Below are 20,988 nucleotides of genomic sequence, written 5' to 3'. Positions count from 1 at the left end.
AGCACATGACCACCGCACCCGAACGGACGGCCGGCAAAGGCCTCGCCGCAGGTACCCTGGGCCTCTGGGGCTCGACCGTCATCGGCTTGGCATCCACGGCCCCGGTGTACTCACTCGTCGCGACGCTCGGCTTCGTCATCGCGGCCGTCGGCGGGTCCGCGCCCATCGCCTTCATCCTCGCGTTCATCCCGATGCTGTTGATCGCCTTCGCCTACCGCGAGCTGAACAACGAGGTGCCCGACTGCGGCACCACGTTCACATGGGGGACCAAGGCGTTCGGCCCGTGGGTCGGCTGGATGGGCGGCTGGGGTGTGGCCGTCGCGGGGACCGTCGTCCTGGCGAACCTCGCGCAGATCGCCGGCATCTATGTCTGGACGCTGATCGGCGACGGCTCACTCGCGGAGAACGTGCCGCTGGTGACCGCCACGGGTGTCTTCTTCATCGCCGCGATGACCTACGTCAGCTACCGGGGTGTGGAGATCGGCGAGCGGATCCAGAACATCCTCCTCGGGCTGCAGTACCTCGTGCTGGCGCTGTTCGTCGTGCTGGCCCTCTGGAAGTTCTTCGACGGCACGGCCCCCGACCCGACGCCGTTCGACCTTCAGTGGCTGAACCCCTTCGGGTTCCAGGACCGGGAGGGCTTCACGGAGGCCGTGCTGCTGGCGCTCTTCATCTACTGGGGCTGGGACACGTGTCTCGCCCTCAACGAGGAGACGAAGGATCCCAAGCGCATTCCCGGCCGCGCAGCGCTGCTGACCACCGTGATCCTGCTCGGCACCTACGTCGCGGTGACGATCGCCGCGATGATGTACGCCGGCGTCGGCGAGGAGGGCGCGATCTACAACGTCGACGACGTGTTCTTGGCGCTTAAGGACGGGCTCTTCGGACCGTTCGGGTGGCTCCTCGTCCTGGCGGTCATCGTGTCCGCCGTGTCGTCGACGCAGACCACGATCCTCCCGACCGCGCGCGGCACGCTCGCCATGGCCGCCTACAAGGCGCTGCCGAAGCGGTTCGCCGAGGTGCACCCGCGATTCCAGACGCCGTCATTCTCCACCATCGTGATGGGTATCGTCGCGAGTCTCTACTACATCGGGATGACGCTCATCAGCGACAACATCCTGCAGGACTCCATCTCGTCACTCGGGCTCGCGATCGCCTTCTACTACGGCCTGACCGGCTACGCGTGCGTCTGGTACTTCCGCCGCGACCTGTTCACCTCCGCGCGGAACCTCATCTACCGCGGCATCCTGCCCCTCCTCGGGGCGCTGATGCTCACGTACGCGTTCATCCAGTCGGCGATCGACATGTTCGCGGTCGATTACGGCAACACCGAGCTGCTCGGCGTGGGCGGGACGTTCGTGCTGGGTATCGGGTCGCTGGCGTTCGGCGTCGTCCTGATGGTGCTGTGGTACCTGTTCCCTGCCGCCAAGGCGTTCTTCCGCGGCGAGAGTCTCAACCGAGACACCGAGGTTCTGGTGCCCGAGGAACCCATCACGTACCCGCGCTCGGTGGACGGCGGGATCTGAGCTTCTCGCCGGTCCGTCCTCGAAAGGGGCGGACCGGTGAGGCGGCTTCAGACCGCGGCGCGGATGACGCCGACGGGCTGGCCGCCGCCGAGAACGCTCAGCGGGAGAGCCGCCAGGGTGTCCGCGACCGCCGCGGACTCCAGTGCACCCGCTCGCTCGAGCAGGCGCAGGGCGACGGCGTGGGCGGCACGGTTCGAGCCGTCGAGCATCTTTAGCGCGACGGTGGTGCCGTCGGGCGCCGTCATGACCTGCACACCCTCCGCGCCCTTCTTCGAGAAGACGCCGAGCCGTTCGATGACGACGGCGTCCTCCAGGCCCGGTCCGTCGATGACCCACGGGTTCTCGCGCACAGCGCGGACGAGAGCGCCCGCGCTGCGGTGAAGGGCGAACGGCGAACGCTCCGACGCGGTCCCGATGCGCTGAATGGCGCGGGCCAGTCCGATCAGACTCAACGCGTAGACCGGGGCGCCGCAGCCGTCGACCGCGGTGGCGGTGATGCGTTCACCCACCAGCCGCTCGATGACCTCGCGGATGTGCACCTGGAGCGGGTGCTGCGGGTCGAGGTAGCCCGCCGTCGGCCACCCGTTCGTGACGCACGTGAGCAGCATCGTGGCGTGCTTGCCGGAGCAGTTCATACGAAGCGGGGAGGGCCCGCCGTGATCGCGAACGAGCTCGTCGCGCGTCTTCTGGTCACCCGGCCACGCGGCCGGGCACCCGAGGTCGTCTTCGGTGAGCCCGACGGACTGCAGGATGCCGCGAGCCACCTCGACGTGACGGTCCGTGCCGGAATGGCTCGCCATGGAGATCGCGAGGCGTTCGCCGGTCAGCTCGGCGCCCGCGGAGAGGCATGCCAGGGCTTGCAGGGGCTTCATGCTCGATCGGGGCAGGAACAGCGCCGCCGGGTCGCCGAGAACGAGATGCTCGGACCCGTCAGGCGAGAGGACCACGGCGACGCCGTGGTGGCGCGACTCGATGAATCCGCTGCGTTCCACGACGGCGAGTTCGACGGCATCCGGTGCGGTGTCAGGCATCCCTCCATGGTATCCGCCGGGTCTCCGCGCCGCCGGGCCCGCTGGCGCGCCGGGCGCCGGGGAGAGGGCAGGATGGAGACCATGATCGGAGAGCACCAGTACCGCTTGCACGCGACGTGGACCGGCGACCGAGGGACCGGGACCAGCGGGTACCGCGACTACGACCGCTCCGTCTCTCTCGAGGTCGACGGCAAGCCACTGCTGGAAGCGTCGGCCGACAAGCCGTTCCGCGGCGATCCGGGGAAGTGGAACCCGGAAGAGCTCCTGCTCGGCGCCCTCAGTGAATGCCACCTGCTGTCCTACCTGCACGCGTGCGTGACGACCGGCGTGACGGTCGTCTCCTACACCGACGAGGCGACCGGGACCATGGTCGAGGACGGCAAGGGCGGGGGAGCGTTCACCGACGTCCTCCTGCGCCCGCGTGTCGTGGTGGCGGAGGAGTCGATGATCGAGGCCGCGGTCGCCGCGCACCGGCAGGCCCGCGAATGGTGCTTCATCGCGAACTCCGTGAACTTCCCGGTGCGGCACGAGCCGGTGGTGACTGCGGCCTGACGCTGCCGCGGTCGTAGGGTAAGCGTGTGCAGCTCGAACCCGCCCTGCGACGCCTCGACCGTCTCGCCGGCGGCCGTCAGGCCGATCATCGTGTCCCGCCGTCGGAGGACCCCCGTGTCCGCCGCGCTTTCATCGCCGTGACGATCCTGCTGGCGGCCGGCTTTCTCCTCGGGGTGGCGACCGTCGTTGTCGCCGCGGTGATGACTCTCGGCGGAGACGACGTCGGATTCGCCGTATGGATGCGATGTCTCGTCGTGCTCGCCATCACCACCACGCTGTTCTACTTCCTCTGGCGTGCGCGGGCGGGCTGGTATTGGGCGTTCCGTCGCCTGCAGCTGTTCAGTCGCATCTTCCCGGTGGTCGCTCTCGTCCTGGCGGCGATCCCGGGCCTGTATCCGTTCTGGGTCGTCACCGAGCAGATCCTGTTCGCGATCCTGCTCATCGGCGTCTCCGACTATCTGCAGTCGGATGCCGTGCGCGCGGCCTTTCCGAAGCCGGGTCGGTGAGGCGGCGGCATCCGGATGCCGAACTTCCCGGGAACGACGGAACCCCGCCGGCACGCAGCCGACGGGGTTCCGTGGTGACGGGAGCGCTCAGCGCACGTCGTCGTCGACCCAGTCCATCGACTTGGTGACAGCCTTCTTCCACAGGCGCAGCTCGCGGTCGCGCTCGTCGGAGTCCATGTCGGGCTCCCAGCGCTTGTCCTCCTGCCAGTTGGCGCGGAGGTCGTCGAGGTTGTCCCAGAAACCCACCGCGAGGCCGGCCGCGTACGCGGCGCCCAGCGCGGTGGTCTCGGCGACGACCGGACGCACGACGGGCACGCCGAGGATGTCGGCCTGGAACTGCATCAGCGCGTCGTTGGCGGTCATGCCGCCGTCGACCTTGAGCTCGGTGAGGTCGACGCCGGAGTCGGCGTTGACCGCGTCGAGCACCTCGCGCGTCTGGAAGGCCGTGGCCTCCAGCGCGGCGCGGGCGATGTGGCCCTTGTTGACGTAGCGCGTCATACCGACGATCGCGCCGCGGGCGTCCGGACGCCAGTACGGAGCGAACAGACCCGAGAACGCCGGCACGAAGTAGACACCGCCGTTGTCGTCGACCGAGCTGGCCAGCGCCTCGACCTCGGGGGCGGAGGAGATGATGCCCAGCTGGTCGCGCAGCCACTGGATCAGCGAACCGGTCACCGCGATCGAGCCCTCGAGGGCGTAGCGGGCAGGCTGGTCGCCGAGCTTGTAGCCGAGCGTCGTCAGGAGGCCGTTCTTGGAGTGGACGATCTCCTCACCCGTCTGGAAGATGAGGAAGTTACCGGTGCCGTAGGTGTTCTTGCTCTCGCCCGGATCGAACGCCGCCTGACCGAAGGTCGCGGCCTGCTGGTCGCCCAGGATGCCGGCCACGGGGGTCTCGCGCAGGAGCGACGAGGACTCGACCTGGCCGTAGACCTCGGAGGAGGAACGGATCTCGGGGAGCATGGACTTCGGAACGCCGAAGTCGGCGAGGATGTCGTCGCGCCATTCGAGCGTCGCGAGGTCCATGAAGAGCGTGCGGCTGGCGTTGGTGACGTCGGTCGCGTGGACACCGCCGTCGACGCCGCCGGTGAGGTTCCACAGCACCCAGGTGTCGGTGGTGCCGAACAACAGGTCGCCGGCTTCGGCCTTCTCGCGCGCACCCTCGACGTTCTCGAGGATCCAGACGATCTTGGTGCCCGAGAAGTAGGTCGCGAGCGGCAGGCCCACGATGCTCTTGTAGCGCTCGGTGTCGCCGTCGGCGAGGCGGTCGACGATCGACTGCGTGCGCGTGTCCTGCCAGACGATGGCGTTGTAGACGGGCGTGCCGGTGTTCTTGTCCCAGACCACCGCGGTCTCGCGCTGGTTGGTGATGCCGACCGCGGCGATGTCGTGGCGGGTGATGTCGGCGCGGCTGAGGGCCAGACCGATCACTTCCTGGGTGTTGCGCCAGATCTCGAGGGGGTCGTGCTCGACCCACCCGGCCTTCGGGAAGATCTGCTCGTGCTCCTTCTGTCCGACGGAGACGACGCCGCCGGACTTGTTGAAGATCATCGCGCGCGTCGAGGTCGTGCCCTGGTCGATGGCGAGGACGTAGTCGGCCATGGATGGACTCCTTTGTCAGTGGGTGGAGGTGGTGGGAAGGAGAAGAAGAGGGGCGGGGGCGCCGGTCGCGACGCCCCCGCGGAGGATCACTTCGAGGCGAGGTGCAGGAGCACCGGGGCCAGCAGTCCCGCGAGGAGACCACCGACGAGGGGACCGACGACCGGCACCCAGGCGTAGCCCCAGTCGCTGGAGCCCTTGCCCTTGATGGGAAGGATCGCGTGGGCGATGCGGGGACCGAGGTCACGCGCGGGGTTGATCGCGTAGCCGGTGGGGCCACCGAGGGAGGCGCCGATACCGACCACGAGCAGAGCGACGGGAACGGCGGCGAGGCCACCGATGCCGCCCGGGACGCCGATGTCCGCGACGCCGTAGTCGGCGAATCCGAAGATCACGAAGACCAGGACGAAGGTCGCGATGATCTCGGTGAGGAGGTTCCACCCGTAGGAGCGGATGGCGGGTCCGGTGGAGAACACGCCCAGCTTGGCGGCGGGGTCGGGCTCGTCGTCGAAGTGCTGCTTGTACGAGGCCCATGCGAGCACGGCACCCACGATGGCGCCGACCAACTGGGCGGCGACGGCCACGAGGAACTGGACGAAGCCGATCTTGCCCGCGACGAGGAGTCCGATGGAGACGGCGGGGTTGAGCTGTGCACCGGAGTAGGCGGACACGATCACACCGGCGAAGACGGCGAGACCCCACCCCCAGTTCACCAGCAGGAATCCGCCGGCATTGCCCTTGGTCTTGGCCAGCGCCACGTTGGCGACCACACCGCAACCCAACAGGATCAGCATGGCGGTGCCGACCACCTCGGAGAGGAAGTACAGCCCCAGATTCACATCTTGCATGTCGTCATCGACCTTTCTGTTTTACCCGGCCGCCATCGGCTCGGACGTAATGCGGCTCGGTATCCCGAATGTATGACCGCCGTGCGGGCGCGCAACAGAAGGCGCGCCCGCACGTTCTCTCAGATTCGGGCGACCCCGGCCTCGGCCAGATCGACCCGGTGAGCGGTGCGCAGCGACTCCGTCGCGGCGGCGATCTCCTCGTCGACCCGAGCGGCGTCCCAGCCGAGCGGACCCGCGACGGCTTCCGCGACCTCGCGCAGCGTGCGCTCGGTCATTCCGCCGACGAACGCGAGGTGCGTGCGGCGCAGCAGCACGTCGATCAGGTGGACGACCTGCTCGTTCTCGGCGATCCAGACCAGCTCTTCGCGGTAGTAGCCCGGCACGTTCTCGAGTGCGGTGGGCTCGGCGGGGAGGACGGCGAGGATCGCGTCGGCACGCGTGCCGTAACGCTCGAGCATGGCATCCACGAGTTCGGCCGAGTGAGCATTCGTGCGGGCGGCGACCCAGCGGCGCCGCTCCTCGCGCGACGCGGGGAAGCCCTTGCCGCCGCCGATGGGCAGGCCCTGCGTGCTCACGCGGTGCGGGCGGCGCAGCTTCTGCAGCGTCTTCATGCTCAGGTGCTCGGCCAGCGCGCGGAACGTGGTCCACTTCCCGCCGACGAGGCTCATGGCCGGGATTCCACCGATCTGGTCGTCGACGATGCGGTAGTCGCGCGAGACGAAGCCGGGAGCGGTGTCGTCGTGGCGGGGGAGCGGACGGATGCCCGAGAACGTGTAGACGATCTGCGAGCGGTCCACGGCGACGGTGGGGAAGACGTGGCCGATGAGGTCGAAGAAGTACTCGATCTCGTCGTCGGTGCAGACGACCGGGGTCGACGGGTCGGCGTCGATGTCGGTGGTGCCCACCAGGACGCGGTCCTTCAGGGGGTAGATGAGGACGATGCGACCGTCGGAGTGCTCGAAGAAGATCTCGCGTCCGCCGGTGGCGGCGAGCAGCTCCGGGTTGTCCAGCACGATGTGCGAGCCCTTCGTGCCGCCCATGAACTGCGTCTGGAGGCCCAGCGCGCCGTTCGTGAGGTCGGTCCAGGGACCCGAGGTGTTCAGGATGACCTTGGCCTTGACCGAGAACTCCTCGCCGGAGACCTCGTCGCGAACGCGGACGCCGTTCTCGTCGGCGCCGACGGCCGAGACGTAGTTCACGGCCTGCGTTCGGCCGCCGCCCGCGACGATGCCGTCATGCAGCACGTCGAGCGCGATGCGCTCCGGATCGTGCATGGAGGCGTCGAAGTAGGTGGCCGTGTAGGCGAGGTCGGGGTTCAGGCGGGGGAGATCGGCGAGCGACTTCTTCTTGCCGAGGAACTTGTGTCGGGGGACCGTGCCGCCATCGCGCGAGAAGGTGTCGTACATGATCAGGCCGACCTTGATCAGCAGCGCGCCGCGCTCGTTGGGCTTGCCGCGACCGTGCGTGACCAGCAGCCGGAACGGAGCGGACAGGATGCCGGAGAACGTCTTGTAGATCGGGATCGTCGTCTCGAGCGGCTTGACGTAGTGGGGCGCGGTCTTGAGCAGGTCGTTGCGCTCGGTGACCGCCTCCTTCACGAGGCGGAACTCGCCGTTCTCGAGGTAGCGGATGCCACCGTGCACCATGTGGCTCGAGGCCGACGACGCGCCGGAGACGAAGTCGCCGCGCTCGACGAGCGCGACCTTCACGCCCTGGAGGGCGAGGTCGCGGAGGGTGGCGATGCCGTTGATGCCCCCTCCGATGATGAGGACGTCGAGGTCTTCGGCGTCACGGAGCGCCTGGACGTCGGCGCGGAGCGGAGAAGAGGGGGACGACATGTCGACTGCGACCTTTCGTTGGAGTACGCCTGAAAGGATGCGCGCCACTGCACGTTGTTGCAAGCCCCTTGAACAAACGTGCAGAATGAGCATTCGACGAAAGGGCGGTCATGACGACCCAGACCGAGGAGCGCTCCCGGGACGCGTTGCGTGCCGCGCAGCTCTACTACATGCAGGACCTGACGATGGATGCCATCGCCCACGAGATGCGCGTCTCGCGGTCCTCCGTGTCGCGGCTGCTCCAGCACGCGCGCGACGTCGGGCTCGTCACCATCTCGATCAGCCCGCCCGATGACGCGCGCGGCCAGATGGCCCAGCGCATCGCCGACCGGTTCGGAATCACCGCGCACGTCGTGCCGACGCCGGCCCGGACGTCCGAGGCCGAGCGGCTCGAGCGCACCGCCCTGACCGCGGCGCGCATCCTCGCCGAGCGCATCGAGTCGTCGATGACGATCGGCATCGCGTGGGGGTCGACCCTCTCCGCCATCGCACGGCACGTGCCCTCGAAGGACGTGCACGACACCCACATCGTGCAGATGAACGGAGCGGCGAACCTCCGGACCTCCGGCATCCCGTACGCGGGTGAGATCCTGTCGAAACTCGGGGCGGCGTGGGTCCTCGTCGGTGCACCAATTCCCGGTGCCCGCCCTCTTCGACGATCCCCGCACGAAGCAGGCGATGTGGCGGGAACGATCGGTGCGGTCGGTGCTGGAGATCCAGCAGCGGGTCGGGCTGTTCGTCTTCGGCCTCGGGTCGCCGCACGCCGACGTGCCCTCGCACGTGTACAGCGGCGACTACTTCGACGAGCGCGATCGCGCGATCATCGAGCGGGAGGGCGTCGTCGGCGACTGCGCGACGGTGTTCTACCGCGTCGACGGATCGTGGGACATCCCCGAACTCAACGCGCGTTCGAGCGGACCGGACCTGGACACCGTGCGGCGGATCCCGCGCCGATTCTGCGTCGTGTCGAGCCTGTCGAAGCTCACCGCTCTCCGCGGTGCCCTGGCCGCCGGCCTCGTCACCGAGCTCGTGGTCGAGGAGGCGCTCGCGCGTCGTCTGCTCAGCGTCACCCGCTGAACAGACGACGCCGCGTCACACTTCGCCGAACCCCTCGTCGATCAGCCCGCGGAGTTCGTTCAGCGCGTCCTGAGCCTGCGGGCCGGACGCCGTCACCCGGACCTTGGTGCCCTGGCGGATGCCGAGGGCCATGAGGGCCAGCAGGCTCCGCGCCGACACCGGGGGCGTCTCGCCTCCCACCTCCGCGATCTGCACGTCCGCGTCGAAGCGCGAAGCCGCCTTGACGAACGTCGCTGCCGGGCGGGCGTGCAGGCCCGAGGGGTTGATCACCGTCGTCTCGAACGAGAGCTCGCCGGACGGAAGCGTCGGCGCCGGGGCAGGTACGTCCTCGGAGGCGTCGCCGAGCTGACGTCGCTTCGCCTCGGCCGCCCCCGCGACCTCGGCGGCGACCTGCGCGAGCGTTGCGCCGCCCGCCGCCGTGACGACGGCGCTGACGAGACCCTCGACGAACGGTGCGGGGCTCAGGACGACGCGGTCTGGCGTCGCGGCGAACTCGAGAGCCATCTCGGCGCTCAACAGCGCCGACCCGAGGTCCATCAGGACCAGGACGCCGTCCCCGGAATCGGCCTCGTCGAGCGCTGCCGCGATCGCCGTGGCATCCGTTCCGAGGTCGCCGTCCGGGCCGCCGGCGGCGACGCGGACGGTGGGCGGATCGTCTCCGCCCATCCGCAGCGCCAGGTCGACCGCGGCCTCGGCGAGCGGGCGGCTGTGCGAGACCGCGACGATGCCAATCACCCGCGGGCCGCCAAGGTGTCGCTCAGCGTGCGGAAGAGGAGCGCCGACGAGGCCGCCCCCGGATCGATGTGCCCGGCGCTGCGCTCGCCGAGGTAGCTCGCGCGCCCCTTCCGTGCGACGAGCGGCTCGGTGGCATCCCGACCCTGCTCGGCGGCTCGGGCGGCCGCCGCTGCGGCGCCCGCGGCATCCGCGCCCGAGGCGACGGCGTCCTCCCACGCCGCGAGGGCGGGGAGTTGCGCGTCGACCATCGTCTTGTCGCCCGGCTCGGCCTTGCCGCGGGCCACCACGCCCTCGGTCCCGGCCCGGAGGGCGGCGCCGAGCGCGGCGGCATCCGCGGGGTCGGTGAGAGCGGGGCCGATGCGCAGGAAGAACGTCCCGTACAGCGGACCGCTCGCACCGCCCACCGACGAGACGAGGGTCATACCGACCGTCTTGAAGAGCTCGGCCGGAGATGCGGGCGGCGTCTCGAGCTTGGCGACGACCGCGTCGAGGCCGCGGGCCATGTTCGAGCCGTGATCGGCGTCGCCGATCGCCGAGTCCAGAGCGGTGAGCTCATCGCGGTGCGCCTGCACGGCATCCCGGAACGCGCGGATCCAGGCGACGAGATCGTCGGTCGTGACGGCGTCGCTCATGCGCCCCACCGGAGTCCGGGGGTGACGACCGGCGCGTCCCACAGGCGCAGGAACTCCTCATCCGCCTTGACCACGGTGAGCGAGGCGCCCGCCATGTCGAGGCTCGTGATGTAGTCGCCGATCAGCACGCGCTGCACATCGACGCCCGCCTCCGCCAGGAGCGGCGCGATCTCGCCGTAGAGCAGGTACTGCTCGATGAGCGGCGTGCCGCCGAGTCCCGACAGCAGCACGATCGCGGGTCCGACGGGCTCGCCGAAGTCGTGCACGATCGGGTCGACCATGAGCTTCGCGATCTCGTGCGCGGAGGCGAGCTTGACGCGGGTGCGGCCCGGTTCTCCGTGGATGCCGACCCCCACCTCCATCTCGTCCTCGGGCAGCTCGAACGTCGGGTGGCCGACGGCGGGAACCGTGCAGCTCGTGAGGGCGACGCCCATCGAACGTCCGGCCTCGGACACCCGGCGGGCGAGCGCGGCCACGGCGTCGAGGTCGGCCCCCTCCTCGGCGAGGGCACCGACGATCTTCTCGAGGATCACGGTGGTGCCGGTGCCGCGGCGGCCCGCGGTCCACGTCGAGTCCTGGACCGCGACGTCGTCGGCGACCACCACGGACTCGACCCGGACACCCTCGGCGGCCGCGAGCTCGGCGGCCATCTCGAAATTCAGCACGTCGCCGGTGTAGTTCTTGACGATGTGCAGCACGCCCGCGCCGGAGTCCACGGCCTGCGTCGCCGCGAGCACCTGGTCGGGGGTGGGGGAGGTGAACACCTCGCCGGCTGCCGCGGCGTCCAGCATGCCGCGCCCGACGAAGCCGCCGTGCATCGGCTCGTGACCCGAACCGCCGCCGGAGACGAGCGCGACCTTGCCCTCGCGCGTGGGCTCACCGCGCAGGATGACGCGGTTCTCGGTGTCGATCCGAAGCTCCGGATGAGCGGCGTGGATCCCTCGCAGGGCTTCCGCCAGCACGTCGGCCGGGTCGTTGACGAACTTCTTCACGGGTGCCTCCTCGTCGTGGCTGAGGCGGGTTCGGGCCCGCCTCTTCAGACCCTGCTCGCCGGGAGGCGCCGCGTCAAGGGCGTCCGCTCAGATGCGTTCGTGCGGCAGCACCTGCTTGATGCGCTCGAGCGGAGTCTGCGCAGGAACCTCGTTGTAGGCGTTCGCCAGTTCCTGCTCGCTGAGGGCGTGGATGGCGGCCATGATCTCGTCCGTCGCACCGCGGCGGGCGCGTCCGGACGAGGCGGCGCCGTGCGGCGAGAGGTCGAGGGGAGTGCCGAATCGCACTGTGATGCGCTCCTTCGTCGTGGGCACCTTCGCCCCGACCGGCATGACCTTGTCGGTGCCGATGAGGCCGACGGGCACGACCGGGGCACCGGTCTGCAGTGCGAGGAACGCGACGCCGGTCCGGCCCTTGTAGAGCCGACCGTCGAGCGAGCGCGTGCCCTCGGGGTACAGGGCCACCGCGCGGCCGTCCTCGAGGAGTGCGCGCTGCTGATCGAGCGCGTCGAGGGCCGCTTGACCCGCGCCGCGCTCGACCGGGATCGCGCCGATGGCGGTGAAGAACTGGCGAGACGCCCACTTCTCGAAGTACGCCGACTTCGCGAGGAAGTGCACCGGCCGGGGCGAGGCGACGGGGATGGCGATGGAGTCGATGAACGACAGGTGGTTGCTCGCGAAGATCACCGGCCCGGTCCGCGGGACGTTGTCGCGTCCTTCGACGCGCGGACGGTAGACGGCGCGGGCGAGCGGGGCGATGAAGAAACGCCCGAGGCCGTAGGCCGCGCCCATCTGCTTCGGTGGGACGGCGGGGGTGCCGCCCGGTTCGTCGGAACTCACCCATCGAGGCTACTGTGCGCCGCATGCGCCCCCGTGCATGGGGTCGCCGTTCGTGGGCTCCCAGCGGCGGCAAAGGGGGATGGGGGATGATGGGACGGTTCCCATCGTCTTCGAGAGGTCTGCCGTGCGCTTCCGCCCGATCGCTTCCCTGTCCGTCGCCGCTGCCGCGGTCCTGCTGCTGGCGGGGTGCACCGGTTCGTCGACCGACGGCTCCACTCCGAGCGCCAGCGGCTCGGCGGACGCGGGTGCGTGCCAGAGCGCCCTCTCCCAGGGCGAGGTGTCCAGCGACGTGCAGGTGTCGGGTGACTTCAAGGGCAAGGTGCAGGTCACCCTGCCCTCCGCGCTACGCCCCCGACGGCCTCGAGCGCACCACGCTCATCGAGGGCACGGGCCAGCAGGTGCGCGCCGGTGACGTCCTGCGCGCCAACTTCACGCTGGTGGATGCCGCCACCGGTCAGGTCCAGCTGGACTCCCAGACCTCGGCGCCCAACGGCATGGACACCCTCATCTCGTCGCAGCAGATCTTCGGCGCGGCTCTGGAGTGCGCGACGATCGGTTCGCGCACGGTCTCGGCGTTCCCCGCCGGTGCGCTCGGCGAGGGATCGCCGGCGTTCGTGCTCGTGGCGGACGCCCTCGAGGAACTGCCGACGCGCGCCACCGGCACCGAGGTCGCCCCGGCCGAGGGCATGCCCACCGTGACCTTCGACGACAAGGGCGCGCCCACCATCACGATGCCGGACGCCCCGGCGCCCACCGAGACGCGCGTAGTCAACCTCCGCCAGGGCGACGGCGACGTCGTGAACCCCGGCGACCAGGTCATCGTGCAGTACACCGGCGCGCTGTACGACGACGGCACCGTGTTCGACTCCAGCTGGCAGCGCGGTCAGCCGGCCGAGTTCGCCACCACCGGTGTCGTCCCCGGCTTCAAGAAGGCGCTCGAGGGGCAGACCGTCGGTTCGCAGGTCCTCGTGGTCATGCCGGCCTCGGACGGCTACGGCGACAAGGGCCAGGGGAGCATCCCGGCCAACGCGCCGCTCGTGTTCGTGGTCGACATCCTCGGAGTCCAGCACGCGGACGCGTCCGGTCAGTAGTCTGATCCGATGCGTCGCGTCGTCATCCTCGGTTCCACCGGTTCGATCGGCACGCAGGCGCTCGACGTCATCCGCGCCAACCCCGACCGGTTCGAGGTCGTCGGCCTCGCGGCCGGTACCGACCGCGCGGGCGTCGAGGCGCAGGCGGCGGAGTTCCACGTCGACGACGTGGCGCTCGGCGCCGCCGAGGCCGAACGGCTCGTGCGCGACATCCCCGCCGACGTCGTGCTCAACGGCATCACCGGGTCGGTCGGGCTCGGTCCGACCCTCGCGGCGCTCGAGGAGGGCCGGTCGCTCGCGCTGGCGAACAAGGAATCCCTGATCGTCGGGGGCGACCTCGTGACGCGGCTGGCCGCTCCCGGTCAGATCGTCCCGGTCGATTCCGAGCACTCCGCGATCGCGCAGGCGCTGCGCTCGGGCGAACCCGAAGAGGTGCGACGGCTGGTGCTCACGGCATCCGGGGGTCCCTTCCGGGGTCGCTCCCGCGCCGAACTCGGTGACGTCACGCCCGCCCAGGCGCTCGCGCACCCGACGTGGGACATGGGGCGCGTCGTCACGACGAACTCCGCGACGCTGGTGAACAAGGGGCTCGAGGTCATCGAGGCGCACCTGCTGTTCGACGTGCCGTACGAGCGCATCGACGTCGTGGTCCACCCGCAGTCGATCGTGCACTCGATGGTCGAGTTCCTCGACGGCTCGACGATCGCGCAGGCCTCGCCGCCGGACATGCGGCTGCCGATCTCCCTCGGGCTGGACTGGCCGCACCGCATCTCGGGCGTGGGGGTGCCGCTGGATTGGACGACCGCGACGCAGTGGACGTTCGAGCCGCTCGACGAGGAGGCGTTCGGGTCCGTCGCCCTCGCCAAGCGCGTCGGCAGCGCCGGCGGTACCTACCCCGCCGTGTTCAACGCGGCCAACGAGCAGGCGGTGGATGCCTTCCACGAGGGGCGGTTGAGCTTCCTCGGCATCGTCGAGGTCATCGAACGCGTCGTGGAACGCCACGACGCCCCGGCCGAACTCACGCGCGAATCGCTCGCCGACGCCGAGGCGTGGGCGCGCCGCACGGCCGATACGGTCATCGCCGCGCTCTGAGCGACGGGCTGCTCGCGTCTGCCGGCGTCGGTCCTCGACCGGTGTCGACCGGTACCGGTACACAACGAAGGAAAATCCCGCGCCGCCTCCCGGTCGGCGCGGCCCATCGGCCCCCGAAGCTCGGATTTCCTTCGTTGTGTACCGAGACGCGCATCGCGCGCGGTGCAGGCGCGATCAGGCGGGGAAGTCGACGGGGCGCTCGGGGTCGGACGAGGGCGTCGCGTCGGCGGGGTAGGGGACCGGCCACTGCGGGTCGGGTACGGGCCAGCCGGCGGCGCGCAGGGCGCGACGCGAGAGCTCGCGGGCCGAATACGGCGTGCGCACCCCGCGGATGTCGCGATAGTCCTGGTGTCCGGGGCCGGCCCACAGGATCGCGTCACCGTCGCCGACGAGCTTCACGGCCTCGAGGATCGCGCGCTCGGGCGGGGTGAACTCGTGGATCTCGGCGTCGGGTCGCGTGCGGCGCGCGCCCTCGACGAGCACCGCGCGGATGGCATCCGGATCCTCGTGCCGGGGGTGGTGGTCGGTGACGATGAGGATGTCGCTGCCCTCGACGGCGGTGCGGCCCATGTCGTGGCGCTTCGTCGCGTCGCGGTCGCCGTCGGCGCCGAAGAGCATCACGACGCGGCCGGGGGTGACGCGCCGCACGGCGGCGAGCGTCTTCTCGAACGCGTCGGGGGAGTGGCCGAAGTCGACGTACACCGCGGGACCTTCCGGGCCCGAGACCAACTGCGTGCGGCCGGGGAGGGATGCCGCGATGCGGCCGCCGTCGAGGGCGGCGGTCAGCGCCTCCCACGTGTGGCCGGCCTCGAGCAGCATGACGATCGCGAGACCGGCGTTCGCGGCCATGTGGCGTCCGATGACCGGAACCACGGTCGTCAGTGCTCGTCCGTCGCGGTCGCGCAGCGTGAACTCGGTGCCGTCCTGCCGCTCGTCGACGATCTCGACGGTCCAGTCCGCCTCGGCGGTCGGATCCGCGGCGATCGCGGGCGTGATGATCGTGACCACCGGGATGTCGGCGCGCGCCGCGATCTCGGCGCCGGCCGGGGAGTCGAGGCACACGACGCCGCGACGCGAGCGGTCGGCGCGGAACAGCGGGAGCTTCGCCTCGAAGTACTCGCGCATATCGGCATAGTCGTCGAGGTGGTCGTGCGTGAGGTTCGTGAACCCCGCGACGTCGAAGAGCAGCCCGTCGACCCGGTGGCGCGTGAGCGCCTGCGCGCTCACCTCGACGGCGACCGCCTCGACGCCGCGTTCGCGCATGAGGGCGAGCAGCGCGTGGAACTCGGATGCCTCGGGCGTCGTGAGCCGCGACACGATGACCTCGCCCGCGATGTGGCGCTCGGCCGTGGACGACAGGCCCGTGACGACCCCGAGCTGCCCCAGGATGCCTTCGAGCAGGTGAGACACGCTCGTCTTGCCGTTCGTGCCGGTCGTGGCCAGCAGTTGCGGCAGGTCGTCGTCAGGGCCGGTGCCGTACACCCACGCCGACAGGTCGCCCAGGAGCGCGCGCGGGTCGGCGACCACGACGATGGGGAGTCCGGCCGGCGCAGCGATCTCGGCACCCGCCTCGTCGGTGATGACCGCGACGGCGCCGCGCTCGGCGGCGGTGGTGGCGAACTCCGCGCCGTGGCGGTTGACGCCGCGGATCGCGACGAACGCCTCGCCGGCGCGGAGATCCGCGGTCGCGAGGGTGATGCCGGTCAGGACGGTGCCCTCGACGTCACCGATGCTGCGCACGCCGAAACGGCGGGCCAGCTCCGAGAGATCGCGGCGCGGCGGGTGCTCCGGCCGGAGGACGGGCGGGAGGTGGGAAGGCGTGTCGATCGGCATCCCCGTCATTGTCTCATCCGACCCTGCACGGGCCCCGCATCGGCGTTGCATCGGCGCCGCACGGGAGGTTCCAAGGACGGCGGCGGTATCGTCGGCGGGTGACCGCGATCGCCTTCCTCATCGGCGTGCTCGTGCTCGTGATCGGCCTGGCCGTCTCGATCGCCCTGCACGAGATCGGGCACCTCCTGCCCGCGAAGCTGTTCGGCGTGCGCGTCGGGCAGTACATGATCGGCTTCGGCCCGACGCTGTGGTCGCGCCGGATCGGTGAGACCGAGTACGGCTTCAAGCTCCTGCCGCTCGGCGGATTCATCTCGATGTCGGGCATGTACCCGCCCGCCCCCGAGGGCGACGCCCAGCCGACGCGCCGCTCGCGGCTGTTCGCGACGATGATCCAGGACGCGCGGGATGCCAACGCCGAGACGATGATCGCGGGCACCGACCGCGTCTTCTACAAACTTCCCGTCTGGAAGCGGATCATCATCATGCTCGGCGGGCCGGTGATGAACCTGATCCTCGCCCTCGTGCTGTCGGCGATCGCCGTGAGCGCGATCGGCGTCACGACGGGCACCACCACCATCGCCTCGGTATCCCAGTGCGTCATCCCCGCGAGCGACAACCGCACGGATTGCACCTCGGCCGACCCGGTCGCCCCGGCGGCGGCCGCCGGCATCCTTCCCGGTGACGTCATCCTGTCGGTCGACGGCACCCCGGTGTCGACGTTCGACGACATGGCCGCGATCATTCAGCGCTCGCCCGGCCAGGCGCTGCCCGTCGTCATCGAGCGTGACGGCGCTCAGCAGACCGTGACCGTCACGCCGGCGACGTCGAACCGGGCCGTGACCGATGCCACCGGACGCCCCGTCCTGAATGCCGCGGGCTCGCCCGAGTACCAGACCGTCGGCTTCGCGGGCCTCAGCCCGCAGTCGGCGCTCGTGCCCCAGCCCATCTGGGCGGGACCTGCGGCCACGGTCCAGCAGGTCGGGCAGGTCGCGCAGATCATGTCCCAGCTGCCCGTGCGCGTCTACAACACGGCGGTGGACCTGTTCACCGGTCAGCCGCGCGACCCCAACGGGCCGCTCAGCGTCGTGGGCGCCGGGCGCCTCGCGGGCGAGTTCGCCGCGGTCGACGCCCCGATCCTCTCGCGGGTGCAGGCGATCATCGCGCTTCTCGCGTCGCTGAACATCGCCCTGTTCGTCTTCAACCTCATCCCGCTCCTGCCGCTGGACGGCGGGCACGTCGTGGTCGCCCTGTGGGACGGCCTCAAGCGCTGGTTCGCGCGCGTCCGCGGCCGGGTCGCCCGGCCGGTGGATGCCACCAAGCTCGTGCCCGTGACGTTCGTCGTGGTCATCCTGCTCGTCGGGATGGGTGGCATCCTGTTCCTCGCCGACGTGTTCAACCCGATCCAGCTGCTGTAGCGGCGGCACAACTCCTGCGCGGGCCTCGTTCCGCACGGCTTCGGGCCGGGCGCAACCGGATCAGCAGGAGTTGTGCACCAGCCGATCAGAGTGCGGCGGCGATCAGACGCTCGAGGGTGCGCATGCCGTCGCGCGACAGGATCGACTCGAGGTGCCCCTGCACGCTCGAGAAGCGCTCGCCGCGGAGGGCGTACACGTCGCCGGTGTCGGCGTCCGCCGCGATCTCGACGCCGTCGGGCCGCGTCTCGGGGAGTCGCGCGGTGAAGGTGTTGTAGAACCCGATGGACGCGGGCTCGCCGAACACGTCGACGCTCTTCTGCAGGCCCTGATGCGGCTGCGCGAGAGGCGCCAGGTCGAGGCCCACCTGATCGGCGAGGATCTGGTGGCTCAGGCACACGGCGAGCAGCGGGGCCTTCGCGTCGCGGCGGCGGGCGACGACCCCGCGCATCGCGGCGATACGGGGGCTGGCGTCGTCGCGCGGATCGCCGGGTCCGGGACCCGCGACGACGAGGTCGGCGGCGTCCACGTCGGCGTCGGTCGCCTCGGACCAGTGCACGATCCGGGCATCCAGGCCCAGGTGGCGCAACTGGTGCGCGAGCATCGTGGTGAAGCGGTCCTCGGCATCCACGACGAGGGCCGTGCGGCCCGCGAACGGGCCGGTGCCGTCGGGATCCTGCGGGTTCATCCAGAACGGCGCCAGTCGCTCGTTGCGGGAGGCCAGCAGGTCGGCGATCGCGGGATCCTCGGCGAGCGGGCGGCGCTCGGCCACCGGGGCGTCGGGGTCCGCGTCGGCCGGGAGAGCCGGCACGTCGCGGGGGATCGCGCCGATCGCGCCGAGAACCCCGGCGGCCTTGCCGTGCGTCTCCCCGACCTCGCCGTACGGGTCGGAGTGACGCACCAGCGTCGCCCCGACCGGCACGCGCAGGCGGCCGTCGACGAGGTAGGCGGTGCGGATGAGGATCGGGGCGTCGAGGTCGTGCGTGGGGCCCTCGGTCGCCCCGTTCGGCGTGAACAGGGCGGCGACGCCGGAGTAGTACCCGCGCGGGGTCGTCTCGTGGCGGGCGATCACCGTGCACGCGTTCTGCATGGGGGAGCCGGTCACGGTGGGCGCGAACATCGTCTCGCGCAGGATGTCGCGCGGGTCGAGCGTGCTCCGACCGCGCAGCATGTACTCGGTGTGCGTCAGGCGCGACATCTCCTTGAGGTGCGGACCCGTGATGCGGCCGCCGTCGCTGCAGACGGCGCTCATCATCTTGAGCTCCTCGTCGACGACCATGAAGAGCTCCTCGGTCTCCTTGGTCGACCGGAGGAATTCCGCGAGGGTCTCCGCCGTGGCGCCGCCCTGCGGGTGCCGGAAAGTGCCCGAGATCGGGTTCATCGTCACGATGCCGTCGCGGGCGCTCACGTGCGCTTCCGGGCTCGCGCCCACCGCGACGTGACCGGGCGTCACGACCGCGAACGTCCAGTAGGCGCCCTTCTCGTGCTCGAGGAGCGCGCGGAACCACGTCAGCGCGGCCACGCGCGGGTCGGCGTCCACCCCGGCGACGAAGTCGCGGCGGATGACGAAGTTCGCGCCCTCGCCCCGGCCGATCTCGTCCGCGATCACCCGGCGCACGATGTCGGCGTAGGCCTCGTCGTCGATGTCGAATCCGGCGTCCTGCAGGGCGACGGGGGACGAGGGGAGGGATGCCATGACCTCGGCGCGGGGGAGTGGCATCCGTTCCTCGATCACGAGGCAGCGGAGCGGCGCGCCGTCGTCGTGGCAGACGAACCCGCGCTCGCGGACCTGTCGGAAGGGGACCAGTGCCAGCACCTCGCGCGGTGCGCCGTCGGCGTCGACGAGCGGGATGTCGGCCAGCAGCTCGACGTCGACGACGGTGCCGGTGAGCACCTCGACCGTCGCGTCGTCGCGGGCGATCAGCGCGAAGGGCGCGTCGCTCGCGAGGAGGTCGTGGATCAAGGAGGAGGGGTCGGGCCCGGTCATCGAAATACTTCCGTCAGTGATCGAGGGTCCGGAGCGGCCGCCGGAAACACGAAGACCGCCCCGATCCCGAGGGAGGGCGGTCTGTCGCACGCGTGCTCACCGCCTAGACGGTGGGCCACCAGCCGGTATACGCGCGCATGGCGCCGAATTTATCACAGAGCGGCCCTCCGCCCCCGCCCGGGTGCGGCGGCGTAGGCTGGGGGCGTGCCTGCAGTGAACATCGGGATGCCCCGCGTGCCGGAGGTCCTCGCTCCCCGTCGCAAGACCCGCCAGATCCGCGTCGGCAAGGTCCTCGTCGGCGGTGACGCTCCCGTCAGCGTCCAGTCGATGACCACCACGCCCACGACCAACATCAACGCCACGCTGCAGCAGATCGCCGAGCTCACGGCATCCGGTTGCGAGATCGTGCGCGTCGCCGTCCCGTCGCAGGACGACGCGGACGTGCTGCACATCATCGCCAAGAAGAGCCAGATCCCGGTCATCGCGGACATCCACTTCCAGCCGAAGTACGTCTTCCAGGCGATCGACGCCGGGTGCGGCGCTGTGCGTGTGAACCCCGGCAACATCCGTAAGTTCGACGATCAGGTCGGCGCGATCGCCAAGGCCGCGAAGGACGCGGGAGTCTCGCTCCGCATCGGCGTCAACGCCGGCTCGCTCGACCGGCGCCTGCTCGAGAAGTACGGCAAGGCCACGCCCGAGGCACTCGTCGAGAGCGCCGTGTGGGAGGCCTCGCTGTTCGAAGAGCACGACTTCCACGACTTCAAGATCTCGGTCAAGCACAACGACCCCATCGTCATGGTGAAGGCCTACCGCCTCCTCGCCGAGCGGGGCGACTGGCCCCTGCACCTCGGTGTCACCGAGGCCGGGCCCGCGTTCCAGGGCACCATCAAGAGCGCCACCGCCTTCGGCATCCTGCTCTCCGAGGGCATCGGCGACACGATCCGCGTCTCGCTCTCGGCGCCGCCGGCCGAAGAGGTCAAGGTCGGCCACCAGATCCTGCAGTCGCTGAACCTCCGCGAGCGCAAGCTCGAGATCGTCTCGTGCCCCTCGTGCGGTCGCGCGCAGGTCGACGTCTACACCCTCGCCGACAACGTCACCGAGGGCCTCAAGGAAATGACGGTGCCGCTGCGCGTCGCCGTCATGGGCTGCGTCGTCAACGGTCCCGGTGAGGCCCGCGAGGCCGACCTGGGTGTCGCGTCCGGCAACGGCAAGGGACAGATCTTCGTGAAGGGCCAGGTCATCAAGACCGTGCCCGAGGCCGACATCGTCCAGACGCTCATCGAAGAGGCCAACCGCCTCGCCGACGAGATGGGCCCGAACGCCGCCCCCGGCACCGCGCAGGTCATCACGGCCTGACGAGGCCACCCGTGCGGCGGTGGCCCGCGTTCGGCGTGCGCGGAACC

Annotated in this window: 18 protein-coding genes and 1 pseudogene; 9 read left to right on the top strand and 10 right to left on the bottom strand. The window is 70.5% G+C overall.

Features of this window, described 5'->3' with window-relative positions; all coding sequences use genetic code 11:
- Nucleotides 1-5 precede the first annotated feature (5 nt).
- Entirely contained in the window at nt 6-1,526 is a 1,521-nt protein-coding gene (locus RKD05_RS00680) for an APC family permease (protein WP_063258029.1), read from the top strand.
- 47 nt (nt 1,527-1,573) lie between these two features.
- On the opposite strand, the gene RKD05_RS00675 is transcribed toward RKD05_RS00680, so the two are convergent.
- A complete protein-coding gene (locus RKD05_RS00675; RefSeq protein ID WP_063258028.1) occupies nt 1,574-2,557 on the bottom strand; it encodes an asparaginase in 984 nt (327 codons plus the stop codon).
- A gap of 81 nt (nt 2,558-2,638) precedes the next feature.
- On the opposite strand from RKD05_RS00675, the gene RKD05_RS00670 reads away from it, so the two are divergent.
- Both RKD05_RS00670 and RKD05_RS00665 read left to right on the top strand, forming a co-directional pair.
- On the top strand, nt 2,639-3,109 hold the full coding sequence (locus RKD05_RS00670) for an OsmC family protein (protein WP_063258027.1): 471 nt from the start codon (nt 2,639-2,641) through the stop codon (nt 3,107-3,109).
- Between the two features lie 26 nt (nt 3,110-3,135).
- Nucleotides 3,136-3,615 carry a hypothetical protein gene (locus tag RKD05_RS00665; protein WP_424707404.1) on the top strand — a complete coding sequence of 160 codons (480 nt, stop codon included), beginning with the start codon at nt 3,136-3,138 and terminating at the stop codon, nt 3,613-3,615.
- Nucleotides 3,616-3,702: 87 nt separating this feature from the next.
- On the opposite strand, the gene glpK is transcribed toward RKD05_RS00665, so the two are convergent.
- The 3 genes from glpK to RKD05_RS00650 all read right to left on the bottom strand — a co-directional run bounded on the left by glpK (nt 3,703) and on the right by RKD05_RS00650 (nt 7,897).
- Nucleotides 3,703-5,214, bottom strand: a complete 1,512-nt coding sequence (gene glpK / locus RKD05_RS00660; RefSeq protein ID WP_424707402.1) for a glycerol kinase GlpK — start codon at nt 5,212-5,214, stop codon at nt 3,703-3,705.
- An 86-nt stretch (nt 5,215-5,300) separates the two neighbouring features.
- A complete protein-coding gene (locus RKD05_RS00655; protein ID WP_022878081.1) occupies nt 5,301-6,059 on the bottom strand; it encodes an MIP/aquaporin family protein in 759 nt (252 codons plus the stop codon).
- 119 nt (nt 6,060-6,178) lie between these two features.
- Nucleotides 6,179-7,897: a glycerol-3-phosphate dehydrogenase/oxidase gene (locus RKD05_RS00650; protein ID WP_424707401.1), complete on the bottom strand. Its 1,719-nt coding sequence runs from the start codon at nt 7,895-7,897 to the stop codon at nt 6,179-6,181.
- A 110-nt stretch (nt 7,898-8,007) separates the two neighbouring features.
- Here RKD05_RS00650 and RKD05_RS00645 point away from each other — a divergent pair.
- Nucleotides 8,008-8,403 (top strand): annotated as a pseudogene (locus RKD05_RS00645) (sugar-binding domain-containing protein); the annotation flags it as partial.
- A gap of 133 nt (nt 8,404-8,536) precedes the next feature.
- Complete coding sequence (locus tag RKD05_RS00640; protein WP_424707399.1) at nt 8,537-8,974, top strand: sugar-binding domain-containing protein; 438 nt, start codon at nt 8,537-8,539, stop codon at nt 8,972-8,974.
- Between the two features lie 15 nt (nt 8,975-8,989).
- Here the strand turns inward: RKD05_RS00640 and dhaM are convergent, their stop codons facing one another.
- From dhaM to RKD05_RS00620, 4 genes are all read right to left on the bottom strand, one after another.
- Nucleotides 8,990-9,709 (bottom strand): dihydroxyacetone kinase phosphoryl donor subunit DhaM, encoded by a 720-nt coding sequence (gene dhaM / locus RKD05_RS00635; protein ID WP_424707397.1) that lies wholly within the window; start codon nt 9,707-9,709, stop codon nt 8,990-8,992.
- A complete protein-coding gene (gene dhaL, locus RKD05_RS00630) occupies nt 9,706-10,341 on the bottom strand; it encodes a dihydroxyacetone kinase subunit DhaL (protein ID WP_424707396.1) in 636 nt (211 codons plus the stop codon). The genes dhaM and dhaL overlap by 4 nt, the downstream gene beginning before the upstream one ends.
- Nucleotides 10,338-11,333 (bottom strand): dihydroxyacetone kinase subunit DhaK, encoded by a 996-nt coding sequence (dhaK, locus tag RKD05_RS00625; protein WP_424707395.1) that lies wholly within the window; start codon nt 11,331-11,333, stop codon nt 10,338-10,340. The genes dhaL and dhaK overlap by 4 nt, the downstream gene beginning before the upstream one ends.
- Nucleotides 11,334-11,420: 87 nt before the next feature.
- Nucleotides 11,421-12,122, bottom strand: a complete 702-nt coding sequence (locus tag RKD05_RS00620) for a lysophospholipid acyltransferase family protein (RefSeq protein ID WP_424711751.1) — start codon at nt 12,120-12,122, stop codon at nt 11,421-11,423.
- A 350-nt stretch (nt 12,123-12,472) separates the two neighbouring features.
- Here RKD05_RS00620 and RKD05_RS00615 point away from each other — a divergent pair, with 350 nt between their 5' ends.
- The gene (locus RKD05_RS00615; protein WP_424707393.1) at nt 12,473-13,261 is read left to right on the top strand and encodes an FKBP-type peptidyl-prolyl cis-trans isomerase; all 789 of its coding nucleotides are present in this window, start codon (nt 12,473-12,475) and stop codon (nt 13,259-13,261) included.
- A gap of 9 nt (nt 13,262-13,270) precedes the next feature.
- On the top strand, nt 13,271-14,353 hold the full coding sequence (dxr, locus tag RKD05_RS00610) for a 1-deoxy-D-xylulose-5-phosphate reductoisomerase (protein WP_424707392.1): 1,083 nt from the start codon (nt 13,271-13,273) through the stop codon (nt 14,351-14,353).
- Between the two features lie 174 nt (nt 14,354-14,527).
- On the opposite strand, the gene RKD05_RS00605 is transcribed toward dxr, so the two are convergent.
- Nucleotides 14,528-16,186, bottom strand: a complete 1,659-nt coding sequence (locus RKD05_RS00605) for a Mur ligase family protein (protein WP_424707390.1) — start codon at nt 16,184-16,186, stop codon at nt 14,528-14,530.
- Nucleotides 16,187-16,284: 98 nt separating this feature from the next.
- Here RKD05_RS00605 and RKD05_RS00600 point away from each other — a divergent pair, with 98 nt between their 5' ends.
- Entirely contained in the window at nt 16,285-17,601 is a 1,317-nt protein-coding gene (locus RKD05_RS00600; protein WP_424707388.1) for a M50 family metallopeptidase, read from the top strand.
- A gap of 85 nt (nt 17,602-17,686) precedes the next feature.
- Here RKD05_RS00600 and RKD05_RS00595 read toward each other — a convergent pair whose 3' ends face one another.
- Nucleotides 17,687-19,585, bottom strand: coding sequence for an anthranilate synthase family protein (locus RKD05_RS00595; RefSeq protein ID WP_424707386.1), 1,899 nt, complete (start codon nt 19,583-19,585; stop codon nt 17,687-17,689).
- A 204-nt stretch (nt 19,586-19,789) separates the two neighbouring features.
- Between RKD05_RS00595 and ispG the strand changes: the two genes are divergently transcribed.
- On the top strand, nt 19,790-20,941 hold the full coding sequence (ispG, locus tag RKD05_RS00590) for a flavodoxin-dependent (E)-4-hydroxy-3-methylbut-2-enyl-diphosphate synthase (protein ID WP_424707385.1): 1,152 nt from the start codon (nt 19,790-19,792) through the stop codon (nt 20,939-20,941).
- Nucleotides 20,942-20,988: the final 47 nt, after the last annotated feature.

This window comes from Microbacterium sp. SLBN-111 (assembly GCF_049739645.1).
Classification (GTDB): Bacteria; Actinomycetota; Actinomycetes; order Actinomycetales; family Microbacteriaceae; genus Microbacterium.
The sequence above is the reverse complement of the archived record's forward strand: the minus strand, read 5'-3'. Positions and strand labels throughout refer to the sequence as shown.